11 protein-coding genes are annotated in these 14,973 nt (G+C 71.0%); 4 read left to right on the top strand and 7 right to left on the bottom strand.

Features of this window, described 5'->3' with window-relative positions; genetic code table 11:
• Positions 1–18: 18 nt before the first annotated feature.
• Together ACZ5CR_RS03500 and ACZ5CR_RS03495 are read right to left on the bottom strand one after the other, a co-directional pair.
• Positions 19–2,301 carry a discoidin domain-containing protein gene (locus ACZ5CR_RS03500; RefSeq protein ID WP_468853159.1) on the bottom strand — a complete coding sequence of 761 codons (2,283 nt, stop codon included), beginning with the start codon at positions 2,299–2,301 and terminating at the stop codon, positions 19–21.
• Positions 2,298–3,821: a M1 family metallopeptidase gene (locus ACZ5CR_RS03495; protein WP_468853156.1), complete on the bottom strand. Its 1,524-nt coding sequence runs from the start codon at positions 3,819–3,821 to the stop codon at positions 2,298–2,300. Before ACZ5CR_RS03495 ends, ACZ5CR_RS03500 begins: the two co-directional genes overlap by 4 nt.
• 282 nt (positions 3,822–4,103) lie before the next feature.
• On the opposite strand from ACZ5CR_RS03495, the gene ACZ5CR_RS03490 reads away from it, so the two are divergent.
• Both ACZ5CR_RS03490 and ACZ5CR_RS03485 read left to right on the top strand, forming a co-directional pair.
• On the top strand, positions 4,104–6,530 hold the full coding sequence (locus ACZ5CR_RS03490) for a polysaccharide lyase 8 family protein (RefSeq protein ID WP_468853154.1): 2,427 nt from the start codon (positions 4,104–4,106) through the stop codon (positions 6,528–6,530).
• Positions 6,531–6,584: 54 nt separating this feature from the next.
• Positions 6,585–8,504 carry a DUF2264 domain-containing protein gene (locus ACZ5CR_RS03485; RefSeq protein WP_468853152.1) on the top strand — a complete coding sequence of 640 codons (1,920 nt, stop codon included), beginning with the start codon at positions 6,585–6,587 and terminating at the stop codon, positions 8,502–8,504.
• 1 nt (position 8,505) lies between these two features.
• Here ACZ5CR_RS03485 and ACZ5CR_RS03480 read toward each other — a convergent pair whose 3' ends face one another.
• From ACZ5CR_RS03480 to ACZ5CR_RS03460, 5 genes are all read right to left on the bottom strand, one after another.
• Positions 8,506–9,033, bottom strand: coding sequence for a GAF domain-containing protein (locus ACZ5CR_RS03480; RefSeq protein WP_468853869.1), 528 nt, complete (start codon positions 9,031–9,033; stop codon positions 8,506–8,508).
• Positions 9,030–9,626, bottom strand: a complete 597-nt coding sequence (locus ACZ5CR_RS03475; RefSeq protein ID WP_389900417.1) for a GTP-binding protein — start codon at positions 9,624–9,626, stop codon at positions 9,030–9,032. The genes ACZ5CR_RS03480 and ACZ5CR_RS03475 overlap by 4 nt, the downstream gene beginning before the upstream one ends.
• On the bottom strand, positions 9,604–9,975 hold the full coding sequence (locus ACZ5CR_RS03470) for a DUF742 domain-containing protein (protein WP_468853150.1): 372 nt from the start codon (positions 9,973–9,975) through the stop codon (positions 9,604–9,606). Before ACZ5CR_RS03470 ends, ACZ5CR_RS03475 begins: the two co-directional genes overlap by 23 nt.
• Before the next feature lie 2 nt (positions 9,976–9,977).
• Positions 9,978–10,412 carry a roadblock/LC7 domain-containing protein gene (locus tag ACZ5CR_RS03465; protein WP_365855210.1) on the bottom strand — a complete coding sequence of 145 codons (435 nt, stop codon included), beginning with the start codon at positions 10,410–10,412 and terminating at the stop codon, positions 9,978–9,980.
• A 67-nt stretch (positions 10,413–10,479) separates the two neighbouring features.
• Positions 10,480–12,294 (bottom strand): sensor histidine kinase, encoded by a 1,815-nt coding sequence (locus ACZ5CR_RS03460; RefSeq protein WP_468853147.1) that lies wholly within the window; start codon positions 12,292–12,294, stop codon positions 10,480–10,482.
• Positions 12,295–12,593: 299 nt separating this feature from the next.
• On the opposite strand from ACZ5CR_RS03460, the gene ACZ5CR_RS03455 reads away from it, so the two are divergent.
• Positions 12,594–13,142, top strand: coding sequence for a YciI family protein (locus ACZ5CR_RS03455; protein WP_468853145.1), 549 nt, complete (start codon positions 12,594–12,596; stop codon positions 13,140–13,142).
• 253 nt (positions 13,143–13,395) lie between these two features.
• Entirely contained in the window at positions 13,396–14,949 is a 1,554-nt protein-coding gene (locus tag ACZ5CR_RS03450) for an ATP-binding SpoIIE family protein phosphatase (protein ID WP_468853144.1), read from the top strand.
• The last annotated feature ends 24 nt before the right edge of the window (positions 14,950–14,973 follow it).

Below are 14,973 nucleotides of genomic sequence, written 5' to 3'. Positions count from 1 at the left end.
GGGGAGTTCGGGTGTTGCCTACGTACGTGACGGATGGACGAGCACCTGGGCGAGCGCGACGCGTCCCGCCCCGGTGAGCTTGATCCTTATGTATCTGGCTTCCGCGTCCGTGTCGAGGAGTGTGGGCCGAAGTGATCGTCCGGTGACGTGCACGGTCGTGGCGTCGGCGAAGTCCGGGGTCCCCCCGATCTGGACGTCGAAGTCGGCCGTCGTCATGGAGGCGTTGTTCCATACCTCGATCTGTCCCACGCGCCGGACGCCGCCGAGATCGACCTGCCACCAGGCGCCCGGCTCGGAGAGCGTGCGGGTGTCGGTGGAGGTGTCACCATCGATCGCGTACGCCGCCGGGGCCGCGCCGTCCGTGGAGGACTGCGAGGCGACGCCGGTACGGGCGAGATCGGGGCGCAGCTGCTCGGCAGCCGCTCGGTGCGCGCCCGAGCGGGCCGCCACGGCGAGCGCCTCGGCGGGGAGCCGGTCGAGCTTGGTGTGGTTGTCCTTCATCGTCGACCCCGTGCCGGTGAGGGCCGGGGTGTCGGTGTCGGTCCAGTTGCCGGTGGCGTGGTTCTGGATGCCGTAATCGGCCCAGTTGGAGACCCACTTGTAGCCGACGCGGGTGATGACGTTGCCTTCGACACGGATGTACGAGGACTGCTCGTCGAGGTAGATGCCGTTGCCGTCACGCTCGGTGTTCCCGTAGGCGGAGCGGTTGATGTAGTTGCCGGAGACGACCGTGCCGGGCTGCGCGCCCTGGGTGTAGATGGCGCCGCCGTCGTGCTGGGCGTGCTCCACGCGCATCACGTTCGTGATCCGGTTGTTCGTGATCCGGTTGTCCCGGAGGGCGGATTTCTGGGCCTCGGGCTGGTTCCAGCCCCAGCCGACGGAGATCCCCGAGTAGGGCAGGTCGACGAGGGTGTTGTGGTCGACGCTGAGCCCGGCCTCGTATCCGGCCCAGACACCCACCGAGTCGGTGTACTCGACGCCGGTGCGGCGGATCGTGTTGTACGCGACGGTGTTCCGCTCACCCGCGAGCCCGGCCTCCGGCTCCGGCTCGGTGTCACCGACGTACACGGCGCCGGACGACAGGTCCGTGAAGCGGGAGCGGGTGACGGAGGTGTCCTTGGTACCGGCTTCGAGGACGACCCCGGCGCCACCCAGATGCGTGAACTCCGCTGCGGTGACGTCCACATGGCGACCGCCGCGCACCGTGAGTGCCGCGCTCGGCTTGGTGTAGTGCCGACCGGCGTGATCGACGGGCCCGGTGGCTCCGGTGAGGGTGAGACCGGCCTGCGTGCCCGCGTAGCCCTCGTCCGTGGAGGGCCGACCGTACGCGGCGTACGCGAAGCCGATGCCCTGCACGCGCAGGTCGTGGGCGCCGTCGATGACCATGAGCCGCTCGGTCGACGGGGTGAGCACGCGCGCGCGTCGCATGTCCTCGCCCTCGCGCGGGAGGTAGGTGACGGTGCGGTCCGCCGCATCCCATACGAACTCGCCGGGCTCGTCCAGGAGTTCACGGGCGTTCTCGAAGAAGGCGACTTGGGAGTAGCGCGAGGAGTCGACGGTGGTGGAGTCCCAGGCGGGGCCCGTACGGTTCGTGCCGCTCGCGGAGTTGGTCCAACACGGCTGCGCGAAGGTGAGGTTGTCGCCTTCCACGCCGGTGATCCGGCAGTGGTAGTCGCGCCAGCGGACCTTGATGACGGCTTCCGCGCCGGTGGGCCGCCGCCAGTTGGCGATGCCGGTGGCCGTGGCACCCGTCATGCCGGTCTTCGTCGCGTCACAGGTGCTCGCCGCGCAGGTCGCGCCCCGCGCGCGCACGGCCCGGTCGCCGTCCACGAACAGCTGGCGCGGAGTGACCCCTTCGGGGACCTCGGCCGACCAGGTGCCGTCGGCGCCCTTGTGCCACCCGGTCAGCGCACGTCCGCCGGACAGGACGGGGCGGGCGCCGCGCGCGGCGGTCCAGGTGACGGTGCGCCCGTCGCGCCCGGAGTCGGCCGCGCCGAGCTTCAGCGGCTCGCTCATCTCGTAGGTGCCGTCGGCGAGTTCGATGCGTACGTCTCTTCCGCTGACGGCGCGGGCGGCGTCACGGGCTGCTTGCGGGGAGCAGGGGCGGGTGGCGGTGCAGGACGCTCCGGAGCCGTTCGGGTCCGCGCCGCTCTGGGCCGCGCCGTTCGGGTCCGCGCCGTTCGGGGAAACGTGGAGGATCTTGGGGCCTGGGGCGGCCTGGGCTGCGCCCTGCGGGGCGATGACGGCTCCGACGGCAGCGACGGCGACCATTCCTGCGGTGATGACGCGTGGCCGCCTCACTTGGCCACGCCCCAGTCCGGGTGGCCCGGCATGGGCGGGTTGTCGAGGTCGTACAGCCAGTGGTTCAGGAACGTACCGACCGAGTCGTCGCCGGTGACCTCGACGGCGTTGTCGATGAAGTCCTGGGTGGAGGCGTTGCCGTGCCGGTGCTCGGTCAGCCACGCCTTCATGACGGCCTCGAACTTCTCCTGCCCGATCTGCTGGTCGAGGGCGTAGAGGGAGACCGCGGCGCCGTCGTAGATGTTGAAGCCGCCGAGCCCGGTGGGCTTTCCGGGCGGGCCGTCGGTCTTGCGGACCGCGTCCAGCTCGGCGTACGCGGTCTTCATCTTCTCCTCGATGGGCTCAAAGCCCTTCTGGTCCGCCCACACGGCCGCGTAGTAGACGGCGGGACCTTCGTTCAGCCAGGCGTCCTGCCAGGTGGCGGGGGTGACGGAGTCGCCGAACCACTGGTGGGTCAGCTCGTGGACCATGGTGGTCGAGTAGGTGGGCCGGTCGAACCAGGAGGGACCGAAGAGCGAGAGGGTCTGGTTCTCCAACGCGTCGCTGTAGCCGTCCCGCACGATCTGCACGCCGTAGGTGTCGAACGGGTAGCGCACCCCGAGGGTCTTCTCCAGCCACGCCAGCTGACCGCCGGTCTCCTCGGCGATGGGCCTGTACTTGGCCTGCTGGTCCTCGGGGACGAGGTGGCGCAGCTTCACTCCGTGCGGGCCGCGGCCATGGACGTAGGTCTGCTTGTCGACGGAGATCCCCAGCAGCTCGGGCGCCATGGGTGACTTGAGGGCGAAGTCCCAGGTCTTCCTTGGTTCGGTGGATCTCTTCCTGGGTTCGGTGGATCCGCCGGTTCCCGCGGGCCCGGCGGCCTCGCGTGTGCCGGTGAGGTTGCCGTTGGCGGCGGGCGTCCAGCCGTCGGGGGCGGTGAGGTGGAAGGACCAGGTCGCCTTGTCGGAGGGGTGGTCGTTGACCGGTGCGAAGGTGTCCGCGCGGGAGGCCTGGGCGGCGGATGCGAAGCCGCCGTCGGACATGTAGCGCCAGCCCGGCTGTCCGATCGGCTTGGTCCTGCCGTTGCCGTGGTAGGTCAGTTCGACGTCGAAGGCGCGACGGTCGCGCAGCCCGCCCGCCGGGGTGACGGTGAGCTCCTGACCGCTCTGACCGGGCCCGATCGCCCACGTGGCCTTCTTGCCGTCGACCTTGATGGCGTCGATGGCAAGCGAGTCGACGTCGAGGTTGAAGGACGACAGGTCCTGGGTGGCTCTCGCCTTGATCTTCATGGTGCCGGTGAAGTCGTACGTCACCGGCGTGAAGTCGAAGGAGAGGTCGTAGTGGCGGACGTCGTAGCCGCCGTTGCCGAGCGTCGGGAACAGCGGGTCGCCGACGCCGTCCGCACCCGGGGTCGGGGTGAAGGGCGCCGCGTGGGCGGGGAGGGCGAGCGCGAGGGTGGCGGCCGCGGCTGCGGTCGCTGTCGCGGCGCGGACGGTCCGGGTGCTTCGAGCACGTACGGTTCGGATCCTGTTCTCAGCCATGGGGTCGCAACGTAGTAATCGCTTACTGTCAGCGTCAACACCCCAGCCGTGACCGGTTAGCCCTCTGACGCCCACCGCAGAGGCCAATGCCGGACAGAAAGACCGTAGAAAGATTCCCGGCCCTCTTGCGCGCCATAGCAACCGCTTACATGCTGTCGCGGGATCACTCACGCATCACAGTTCACGCACCCCGCTCCCCCACCCGATGCCCTGGCACTCCGACACCCCGACGCCCCCAACACCCCGATGCCCCGATGCCCCGATGCCTCACGGGAGTTCCCCATGCGCACGCCCCACTCCGGCTCCACCGGACCAGGACCACGACGCCGCACGATCCTCGCCGCGAGTGCCGCATCCGCCTTCGTGCCGCTGGCGGCGGGCGGCGGCAGGGCCTGGGGCGCCGCGGACTCGGACCCGTACGACACGCTCCTTGGCCGCGCGGCGGCCCAGCTCACCGGTGGCGCGTTCGACGCCGACGACCCGGACTTCGCGGCGGCGCTGAAGGTCCTGGACACCCAGGCGTCCGCCTGGTGGCGCGACTTGGACCGGTCCGCGGGCCGGGGCGCCCTGTGGGCCGACCTCTCCCCCGCCAAGGACCCGGGCAACTTCGGCCAGAGCTACACCCGCCTGCGCACGATAGCGACGGCCTGGGCCACGCCCGGCACCTCCCTCAGCGAGAGCGCCGAGGCGGCGGACGCCCTGCTCGACGCCCTGCGCTTCCTGCACGCCGACGCCTACAACACCGGCCGCCCCGAGTCCGGCAACTGGTGGTTCTGGGAGATCGGCGCGCCCCGCGCCCTGATGGACACCTGCGTGCTGCTGCGGGAGAAGATCCCCGCGGCCGACCTCACGAAGTACGTCTCCACGGTGGCGAGGTTCTGCCCGGACCCGGACCGCCGCACCAACGCCCCGACCCTGGCCGAGACGGGCGCCAACCGCGCCGACAAGGCGGTCATCGTGGCGCTGCGCGGACTTGTGGCGAAGGACGCGGCCACGCTGGCCCTGGCACGCGACGGCCTGTCCGATGTCCGGGACAAGGGCAGGAACAGCCTGTTCACGTACGTCACTTCGGGCGACGGGTTCTACGAGGACGGGTCGTTCGTGCAGCACGGCTCCGTCGCGTACACGGGCACGTACGGCAGTGTCCTGCTCGGCAGCGCGGGACAGCTGATCTCGCTGCTCGCGGACTCCGAGTGGGCCGTCACCGACCCGAAGACGTCCGTCCTCTACGAGGCGGTGGACCGGACGTTCTCGCCGGTGGTCTTCGACGGCCTGATGATGGACGCGCTGCGGGGGCGCGCGACATCCCGCGAGAAGGCACCGGACCACAAGGACGGCGCGGCGGCCGTCACCAACATCCTCCAGCTGGCGGACGGAGCCCCGGCCGCGTACGCCGAACGCTGGCGCGCACTGGCCAAGGGGTGGATCCGCCGCAACAAGTCCCATCCCTACCTGGGCCTGGTCGGCGTTCCCGCCATCGCCCGCGCCAAGGCCGTACTCGACGACACCGCGGTCCCGGCCACCGACCGGCTCACCGGGCACTTCGCCTTCGCGGACATGGACCGGGTGGTGCACCGGCGCCCCGGCTGGGCGCTCACGCTCTCGCTCTCCTCGAAGCGCATCGCCGCGTACGAGGCGGGCAACGGCGAGAACCTGCACGGCTGGTACACAGGCGACGGCATGGCCTACCTCTACGACGGCGACGACCTGGGGCAGTTCGGGGACGGCTTCTGGGCGACGGTCGATCCGTACCGCCTGCCGGGCACCACCGTGGACACCCGCACACGCGCCGACATCGGCTCGGGCGGTGGCACCGGGACCTATCTTCCGAAGAACGCCGTCGCGGGTGGCGCGGTGCTCGAGCGCAGGTACGGCGCCGCCGCGATGGAACTCCTCGCCGACGGCAGCACGCTGCGGGCGAGGAAGGCGTGGTTCTTCCTCGACAACGCGGTCATCGCCCTGGGAGCGGACATCACCGCGAGCGACGGCCGGACCATCGAGACGGTCGTCGAGAACCGGAACCTGTACGAGGACGGGGCGCCGCGGCTCACGGTCGACGACCGGCGTCAGCCCTCGCACACGGGCTGGTCGGCGTCCCTGCCCGGCGCCCGCTGGGCCCATCTGGACGGCACCGGCGGCTATGTCTTCCCCGACCACTCCGCCCAGGCGCTGCACGCCCTGCGCGAGGAGCGGACCGGTACCTGGCGGGCGATCAACACCGGCGCGGACACCGGCGGCAGCACGACTCCGGTCACCCGCCGCTATCTGACCCTGTGGCTCGACCACGGCGTCTCCCCCGCCGCGTCCTCGTACGCCTACGTCCTCCTCCCGGGCGCGAGCACCGCCGCGACCGCCGCCTGGTCCCTCTCACGGCCCGTCCGCGTCGTCGCCAACAACGCCACCGCACAGGCCGTCGAGGCGCGCCGCCACGGCCTGACCGCCGCGCACTTCTGGCAGCCGGGCAGCGCGGCCGGGATCACGGCATCGGGCCCGTGCACCGTGATCGCGCGACGCGGCGGCGACGGTATCTCCCTTGCCGTGGCCGACCCGGGCCGCACGGGCACGACGGTCACCCTCGAACTGCCCTTCCCCGTACGGAAGGTGGTGCGTGCCGATGACACGGTCACCGTCACCCCGGGCCGCCGCGCGGTCGTCACCGTCCGTGTCGCGGGCTCGCGCGGCCATACGCACACCGCGCACCTGAGGTGACGGCGCCGCCCGTCACCGGGCCCCATCGACAGCGACAAGGAGCACAGACCCACCATGTCCGCACCGCCGCTCAGGCCCGCACCGCACCTGGCCCTGCCGCCCACCGACCGTGTCCTGTCCCCGCTCACGGGCTGGACCCGGTCCCACTGGGAGGCGCTCGCCGACCGGCAGCTGGAGGCGCTCGTCCCGTACGCGACGCCGAACTTCGCGCAGTACAGACTGCCGGGGCGGGGCAGTTGGTCCGGGGTCGTGTCGGACGGTCTCGAGGGGTACGCACGGTCATTTCTCCTCGCCTCCTTCCGGATCGCGGGAGCGGGCGGCGAGGTGGACCCTCACCTCATCGAACGCTACGCGCAGGGTCTGACAACGGGCACGGACCGCGACGGCGCGGGCGGCGAGGCCTGGCCCGAACTCAGCGACTGCTCACAGCAGATGGTGGAGGCCGCGTCGATCGCGGTCGCTCTGCACGAGACCCGCCCCTGGATCTGGGACAAGCTCGATTCCCGGGTCCAGGAGCGGGTCGTCGACTGGTTCTCCGGCTTCGTCGGCGCCAGGACGTGGGACAACAACTGGCGTCTGTTCCAGGTGGTGTCCGAGCAGTTCCTGGCCTCCGTCGGCGCCCCGTACAGCAAGGCGGACATCGACGGCGGCCTGGACCGCATCGAGGACTGGTACCGGGGCGACGGCTGGTACAGCGACGGCGAAGGACGCAACTTCGACTACTACATCGGCTGGGCGATGCATCTGTACCCGCTGCTGTGGGCGCGCATGGCGGGCCCGGACGACGAAGGGCGCGCCAAGGTCTACCGCGAACGCCTTGCCCAGTTCCTCGCCACCTACCCGCACTTCTTCGGCGCCGACGGCGCCCCCGTCCACCAGGGCCGCTCCCTGACGTACCGCTTCGCGGCGACCGCCCCGGTCTGGATGGGCGCCCTGGCCGACTGCACGCCCCTGGCCCCCGGCCTCACCCGGCGCCTCGCGTCCGGCACCGCACGGCACTTCGTGGAGCGCGGCGTCCCCGACGAACGGGGACTGCTGCCGCTCGGCTGGTACGGAACATTCCTGCCGTCCACGCAGCCCTACTCGGGTCCTGCGTCCCCGTACTGGGCGAGCAAGGGATTCCTCGGCCTGCTCCTGCCCGCCGACCACCCGGTGTGGACGGAAGCCGAACTCCCGCTCCCCGTCGAGGAGTCCGACCAGTACACGGCGCTCCCCGAGCCCGGCTGGCTCCTGCACGGCACGCGCCACGACGGCATCGTCCGCCTGATCAACCACGGCAGCGACCACAACCCCCTTCAGGGCCCCGCGGCCGACGACCCGCACTACGCCAAGTTCGGCTACTCCACGGCGACCGCCCCCGAGACCGGCTCCCGCGCGTGGGCGCGCACCGTGGACAACCACCTCGCCCTGCTCGCGCCGGACGGCACAGCCTCCCGCCGCCGTCGGATCCATCCGGTGAGGTGCGAGGGACGCGTGGCCGCATCGCGCCACGACGCGCTCCTTCCGGGCACGCAGGAAGAGTTCCCCGTCGAGACGACCAGCGTGCTGCACGGCCCGTGGGAGGTGCGCGTCCACCGCGTCCAGGCCCCGCCCGGTGTGACGGTCCGCGAGGGCGGCTATGCGGTGGCCGACGAGACACCGCCTTGTGCCGAGCGGGGTCCTGGCTGGGCCCTCACCCGTACGGAGGCCGGGGTGACCAGCGCCGTCGTCGCACTCCACGGGTGGAACGAGGAGGCGGGCATCACCCGCGAGGTGGCGGCCAACGCCTACGGTCCGCACTCGGCGACGCCGTATCTCACGTTCGCCGGTCACGAGGGCGCCGGTCACCAGGGCGGGGCAAGCGTCCACGTCACGCTCGTCGTCCTGTCCCAGGACACCGTCAGGCCTTCGGTGTTGCGGGATTCCCTCACGTGCACGGTGGAGGAAGGCACCGTCGTCCTGCGCTTCCCCGACGGCACCGACCTTGAGGTATGAGTCAGATCCCGCCGTCCTCCCGGCGGTGAATCTGCTCGATCAGCTCCGCCGCCATCGCTTTGATCGTCTCAAGTCCCGCCCTGCCCCAGGGCCGGGGCTCGACGTCCACGACGCAGACCGTGCCGAGCGCGATGCCCGTGCGGTCGATGAGCGGGGCGCCCAGATAGGAGCGGATCCCGATCTCGTCGACCACCGGGTTCCCCGCGAACCGCGGATAGTCGCGGACGTCCTCAAGGACGAGGGCCTTGCGCCGCACGACCACATGCGGGCAGTAGCCGTGATCGCGCTCCATGTAGCGGCACGCCGTGCCGTCCGGGGTGTGCAGGCCCGCGAAGAACTGCCGGTTCTCGTCGATGAAGTTGACCATGGAGTACGGGGCGCCCGTGACCTGGGCGAGCCGGTCGGCGAAGGCGTCGAAGGCGAGGTCCGGACGGAGTCCTATGCCGAGCCTGTGCAACCGCCGCACCCGATTCGGCGCCTCCTTGTCGACGGGAGTGAGCAGCAGGTGCGCGGTCGAGTCGTACATCAGGTGTGGGCTCCGTAGCTCGGGGCGGCCGGGGCGTGGGCGAGGAGGTGTTTGACGAGGGTGAGGAGGGTCGCGATGCCGGAGCTGGAGATCCGCGCGTCACACCGCACGACGGGCACCTGAGGATCCAGGTCGATGGCGGAACGTACCTCTTCGGGTTCATAGCGGTGACCACCGTCGAATTCGTTGATGGCGACGATGAATCCCATGCCGCGCTGCTCGAAGAAGTCCACGGCCGCGAAGCAGTCCTCCAGGCGGCGGGTGTCGGCGAGGACCACCGCGCCGAGCGCCCCTTCGGAGAGTTCGTCCCACATGAACCAGAAGCGTTCCTGGCCGGGCGTACCGAAGAGATAGAGCACGTGCTCCGGATCGAGGGTGATGCGCCCGAAGTCCATGGCCACGGTCGTGGTGGTCTTGTTCTCGACGCCCGACAGATCGTCGGTGCCCTCGCTGACCGTGGTGAGGAGTTCCTCCGTGCTCAGCGGCGAGATCTCGCTCACCGCGCCCACAAAGGTCGTCTTGCCGACCCCGAACCCTCCCGCGACCAGGATCTTCAGCGCGGTGGGGAAGGGGTCAGAGCTGTCGTCGTAGTCCATCGAGCACTGCCTCCAACAGGGACCGGTCAGTGGGGTTGTGGTAGAAGTCCGGGGCTCTCAGGGTGAGTGCCCCGCAGTCGACGAGATCGGAGAGCAGCACCTTGGTCACGACCGCGGGCAGCTTCAGCTGCGCCGCGATCTCCGCGACCGATGTGGGTGTCGCGCAGAGCCCGAGCGCCGCCGAGTGCTCAGGGCCCAGGTAGCCGACGACCGGGCCTCCGGTGGCCATCACCTGGGTCAGGAGGTCCAGTTGGGCGGTCGGACGGGTCCGTCCGTCGCTGACCGTGTAAGGACGGACGAGCCGTCCTGCGGATTCGTCGAGCCATGGCCCGTCGTGCGGGGCCGCCACGGTCAATGCCTCATCGGGGCGGGTTCGCCGGCGAGCTGCCGGGGTGCCGTCATCAGGTAGGGGCGCACGCTCTTGACCAGCATCGCCATCTCGTAGCCGAGCACCGCCGCGTCCGCGTCGCGCCCGGCGAGCACCGCCAGACAGGTGCCCGAGCCCGCCGTGGAGACGAACAGGAGGGTGGAGTCGAGTTCCACGACGACCTGGCGTACGTCCCCGCCGTCACCGAACCGGATGCCGGCGCTGCGCCCCAGCGAGTAGAGCCCGGACGCGAGGGCCGCCATGTGGTCGGCGCTGTCCGGGTCGAGGCCATGGACCGACTTCACGAGTCCGTCGGAGGAGAGCAGGACCGCGCTGTGGGTGTGCGGCACGCGCTGCACGAGTCCGCTCATCAGCCAGTCGAGGTCGGATACCTGCCCGGTCGGCGCATCGCTGGCCATGGTGGATCGACTCCTAGGGGTACGAGGGTCTGCCTCGGCAGACGTGGGGCTTGCGGGGTGGTGCGGGTCAGCCACCCTGGTCGCCTCCGTCACGGGAGACGCCCAGGTCGGGTCCGGGCGCCGGGTCACGCGGCTCCTGTGCGGCGGCGAGTCCGATGCCGCGCTGGAAGGCGGCCATCAGGCCCGGGTCGTGACCGATGTGGTGTTCGCTCTCCGGGCGGGGCGAAGGACCGTCCCGCAGTTGGGGCGCGATGTGTTCCTGGGCGCGCCGCTTGGGCAGCAGGGGCTTCGCCACCCGGCCGTGCACGGCGCCGTTGAGGGGGGTCGGCGCGGTCCCCGCGTGCTCGGCGGCGGCCTGCCGGTCCTGAGGCCGGATCCCCGGCACGGCTTCGGCCGGGGTCGGCCTGCCCTCCCTGCTCCGCACGGGCAGCGGGACGGGGGCGGAGCCGTTCGCCGCGGGAGTCGAGCCGTTCGCCGCGGGAGCGGAGCCGTTCGTGGCGGGAGTGTGTGGCGCGCCCTGCGGCGCGTCCCGCTGCGGCTGCCGCGCCACGGGGACCGGTTGTGGGTGGGGAGCCGCCGCGGGCTGCTGTGCCGCTTCCCGTACGCCGACGGGGGCGACCGGCGGTGCGGCCTGCGGCGCCTGCTGCGGGCGCCCCGCGGCGGCGGGCTCGTCCTGCGGTTCGCTGCCCAACAGGCCCTGCGGCAGGATCAGTACGGCCTGCACGCCTCCGTAGATGTTGGTCTGGAGGCGGACCGCGATGCCGTGCCTGCGGGCGAGCGCGGAGACCACGTAGAGGCCGATCCGCCCGTCCTGGAGGAGGCTCGCGACGTTGACCTGGTCGGGGTCGGTGAGCAGGTGGTTCATCTTGTTTTGCTCGGTCAGGGGCATGCCGAGCCCCCGGTCCTCGACCTCGACGGCGAGCCCGGCCGTCACCAGGTTGGCGCGCAGCAGGACCTGGGTGTGCGGGGCGGAGAAGACCGTGGCGTTCTCGACGAGTTCGGCCAGGAGGTGGATGACGTCGGCGACGGCGTGACCGCGCAGGGTGCCGGCGATCGGCGGCACCAGCTTGACCCGTGAGTACTGCTCGACCTCGGCGATGGCCGAGCGGAGCACCTCGGTCATGGGGACGGGGCTGCTCCACTGGCGGCGCGAGATGGCGCCGCCGAGCACGGCGAGGTTCTCGGCGTGCCTGCGGATGCGGGTGGCCAGATGGTCGACGTGGAAGAGGCCCTTGAGGAGCTCCGGGTCCTCGACCTCGTTCTCCAGGTCGTCGAGGATCGAGATCTCGCGGTGCACGAGGGACTGCAGCCGCCGGGCCAGGTTGACGAAGACCTCGACCTTCTGTTCGCTGCCCGCGTGGCTGGAGAGCTGCGAGGCCTGCACGACGGCGGTGACGGCGACGTCCTGGGCCCGGTTCAGCTCATCGGCGAGCAGCCCGAACTCGTCGCCGTCCGGTGCGGATCTGGCCGGCGCCCTGCGGGCGGGCGGACCGTCGCCGCGGCGCAGCTTCTCGACGACTTCGCGCAGCTCGGCCTGTCCGCGCGCGGTGGTGCGTCGCAGGGTGCCGACGCGGTCGCGTACGGAGGAGGCGGTGCGGTCGGCTGCGACGGCGGCGATCACGACGCTGGCCAGGCTGATGGCCCCGGCGGCGGCGAGGATGACAAGGAGCGCGGGGTCGAGCGGGCCGGGGGCCGAGCGGACGATGAAAAGGACGGCGGCACCGGCGCAGAGCACCACCGCGACGGCGGGCAGCACGGCGATGCGCAGGAGCTGCGGCCGTATCCGGGCCTCGGGCAACGGCGCGGCCCGGCTCCCGGGCCTGCCGTGCCGCCCGCCCTCACGGCGGTCTGCGCGGGCGGCCGGTGCACGAAGGTGAGACATCAGCGTCCTCGGTCAGGGTGCGGGCTCCGACGGGCGCGCGACGCGTGGCTTCGCGGCATCGCCGTACCGGTCGGGAGGGCACAGACGTGATCGCTGCCATGATCCCTGCGTCGACCGGCGGACACTCACGGTAGTCACCAACGCTTGAAGTGCGGGGGGCAGTTGCCAAAGTCCGGCACCCATCGTCCCGCTCTGGTATGACACGTCGCACGGTCGTCCGAATGCTCCTTCGGACACCAGTTCAGATCATCGTTCAATTCCGTTGAAAGTCCGGTGTCCGTTGGACGAGAGTCTGCGGCATGGAATTCTTCTGCTACCACCGCGACCGGCCCGGCTCCCTCACGTTGCGCAACGAACTCGTCGAGGACCACTGGTCCTACATGGACCGGTACGCGCGGGAACTGATCGCGCGCGGCCCGACGTTCGCCGCCGACGGCGAGACGCCCACCGGCAGCGTGCACATCGTCGACCTGCCGGATCCCGCCGCCGCCCGCGCGTTCGCCTTCGACGAGCCCAACTACCAGGCGGGCGCGTACCGGGATGTGCTGCTGCGCCGGTGGCGCAACCGGCTCGGACGCACCATGTGGGATTTCCCCGGTGGCAACGCGGGTGGCAACCGTTATCTGGTCATCGGCCTCGGCTCGGGGCAGGCGGCCGACCTCGACGTACCGCACGACCGGGGCGAACTGATCGCTTACGGGCCGCTGCTGTCCGACGACGGCACCGTCTGGCTGGGCACGGCCGCACTGCTCAGGGCCCCGGACCCGGAGGCGGCACGCACCGTCCTGACCCCGGGCCGGTACGCCGACATCGAGGTCCACGACTGGGAGTTCGGCGGACGCCGGTGAGCCGACAGGCCGCCCGGCGCTTCCGGCGTGAGCGAAATTCTCAATATGACACCCGGTCCACCGGGAATTTGCACAGAGAGGACAACTGCGAATCCGTATCAGTGAAATACCGGCAGAACCCTGAGGGCGATCTCTGATGTGCTGCAATATCCGTCATCACAACAGGTGATGGATGACGTGGACGTGCGGCGATGTCGGAGGACGCGGTTCTCCGCCCGGGTGCGAACGCGTCAGGTGAAGCGAGGCATCAGTGATGTCAGTGGAAAAGCTGCGGGGCGCCGGAAGCCAGCCGGGGTTCTTCCGGGAGCTGGTCGAATCCTCACAGGACGCGATCCTCATGAAGACCCTCGACGGGGAGATCACCTTCTGGAACGCGGCAGCGCGACGGCTGTACGGATACTCGTCCGAAGAGGCCCTCGGCAGCCACGTCGACATGCTCGTGCCCCCCGATCTCAAGGACGAGGAAGCCTGCCTGCTCGAGCAGATCGCCCGCGGCGAGCGGATCGACCACTACGAGACCCGCCGGATGGCCAGCTGCGGCCGTGTCCTGGACATCGACGTGACCCTGTGGCCGATCCGCGCGCGCGACGGGTCCATCACCGCCGTCTGCTCGCTCATGCGCGATATCACCGACCGCAAGGCGGCCGAGGCGGAGCTCACCGAGTTGCACGCGCAGCAGCGGCAGATCGCCCTCGCCCTCAATCTGATGGGGAACGCCCGGCAGATTCCCGGCGCGCAGGCGGCCAGCCGCTATCTGCCGTCGACCCAGGGGCAGGGGGTCGGCGGGGACTGGTTCGACCTGATCGACCTGGGGGCCGGGCGGGTCGGGGTCTTCGTCGGGGACGTGATGGGGCGCGGTCTGGACGCGGCCGTGGTCATGGGGCAGTTGCGCTCGGCGGCCCGCGCCCTGGCCCTGGCGGGGCTCCCGCCGTGCGAGGTGATGCAGACGCTCGACGCGTTCACCCGCGACCTGCCCGAGCCGTTCGTCACCTGCGTCTATCTGGAGGCCGACCCGGCGCAGGGCGAGATGACCGTATGTTCGGCCGGTCACCTGCCGGTTCTCCTCATCGAACCGGACGCTAACGTCCGCGAGCTGCCGGTGCCGACCGGCATTCCCCTCGGGGTGGGCGGTGTGCCGCACCAGCAGGTCCGCCTTCCGCTGCGGGCCGGGACGATCCTGACCCTCTACACCGACGGTCTGGTGGAGACGTCGAGCAGCGACATCGACCTCCGTCTGAAGCTGGTGACCAGCATGCTGGAGGACGCCGTCGCCAGTGCCGGCGGCCTGGAGAGCGCCGCCGACCGCGTCCTGCACACGCTGCTTCCGGACACGAACACGTACGCCGACGACGTGACCCTGCTGCTCGTCAGTTTCCCCACGGCTCCGCTGGCCACCGCGGACACGGGGCTGGAGTGCGAGGCGGTCTCGGTCCCGGCCGGACGGCGGTTCCTGGGGGCGAAGCTCCAGGAATGGGGGCTCACGGCACAGGCCGACACGGCACTCCTGCTGGCCTCGGAACTCCTGACCAACGCGTTCCGCCACGCACAGGGGCCGCTCAATCTGCGGGTGTGGCACAGCGTCCGCGAACTGGGCGTGGAGATCACCGACCACAGCACGCCGCGGCCCCGGGCCCGGCTCGCCGAGAGCACCGAGGAGGACGGCCGCGGCCTGTACCTGGTCGAAGCCCTCGCCGACGCCTGGGGCACCCGGCCCACCACCAGCGGCAAGACCGTCTGGTTCACCATGCTCGTCGCACCGGCCGACAAGGGGGCCGACCGACCGGCCCTTGCGCCCTCGCCCGGCTGACGGGGCTCCCGGCTCCAGGGCCGG

The sequence above is a fragment of the Streptomyces sp. NPDC031274 genome (genome assembly GCF_055570235.1).
Note: the sequence above shows the minus strand (reverse complement) of the source record. Positions and strands in the feature narration are given on the sequence as shown.

What these genes read in the sequence shown, in the direction of transcription:
- ACZ5CR_RS03455 (WP_468853145.1), top strand. Translation starts at nt 12,594, where the DNA reads ATGGAATTCTTCTGCTACCACCGCGACCGGCCCGGCTCCCTCACGTTG.
- ACZ5CR_RS03495 (WP_468853156.1), bottom strand. Translation starts at nt 3,821, where the DNA reads ATGGCTGAGAACAGGATCCGAACCGTACGTGCTCGAAGCACCCGGACC.
- ACZ5CR_RS03490 (WP_468853154.1), top strand. Translation starts at nt 4,104, where the DNA reads ATGCGCACGCCCCACTCCGGCTCCACCGGACCAGGACCACGACGCCGC.
- ACZ5CR_RS03465 (WP_365855210.1), bottom strand. Translation starts at nt 10,412, where the DNA reads ATGGCCAGCGATGCGCCGACCGGGCAGGTATCCGACCTCGACTGGCTG.
- ACZ5CR_RS03485 (WP_468853152.1), top strand. Translation starts at nt 6,585, where the DNA reads ATGTCCGCACCGCCGCTCAGGCCCGCACCGCACCTGGCCCTGCCGCCC.
- ACZ5CR_RS03475 (WP_389900417.1), bottom strand. Translation starts at nt 9,626, where the DNA reads ATGGACTACGACGACAGCTCTGACCCCTTCCCCACCGCGCTGAAGATC.
- ACZ5CR_RS03460 (WP_468853147.1), bottom strand. Translation starts at nt 12,294, where the DNA reads ATGTCTCACCTTCGTGCACCGGCCGCCCGCGCAGACCGCCGTGAGGGC.
- ACZ5CR_RS03450 (WP_468853144.1), top strand. Translation starts at nt 13,396, where the DNA reads ATGTCAGTGGAAAAGCTGCGGGGCGCCGGAAGCCAGCCGGGGTTCTTC.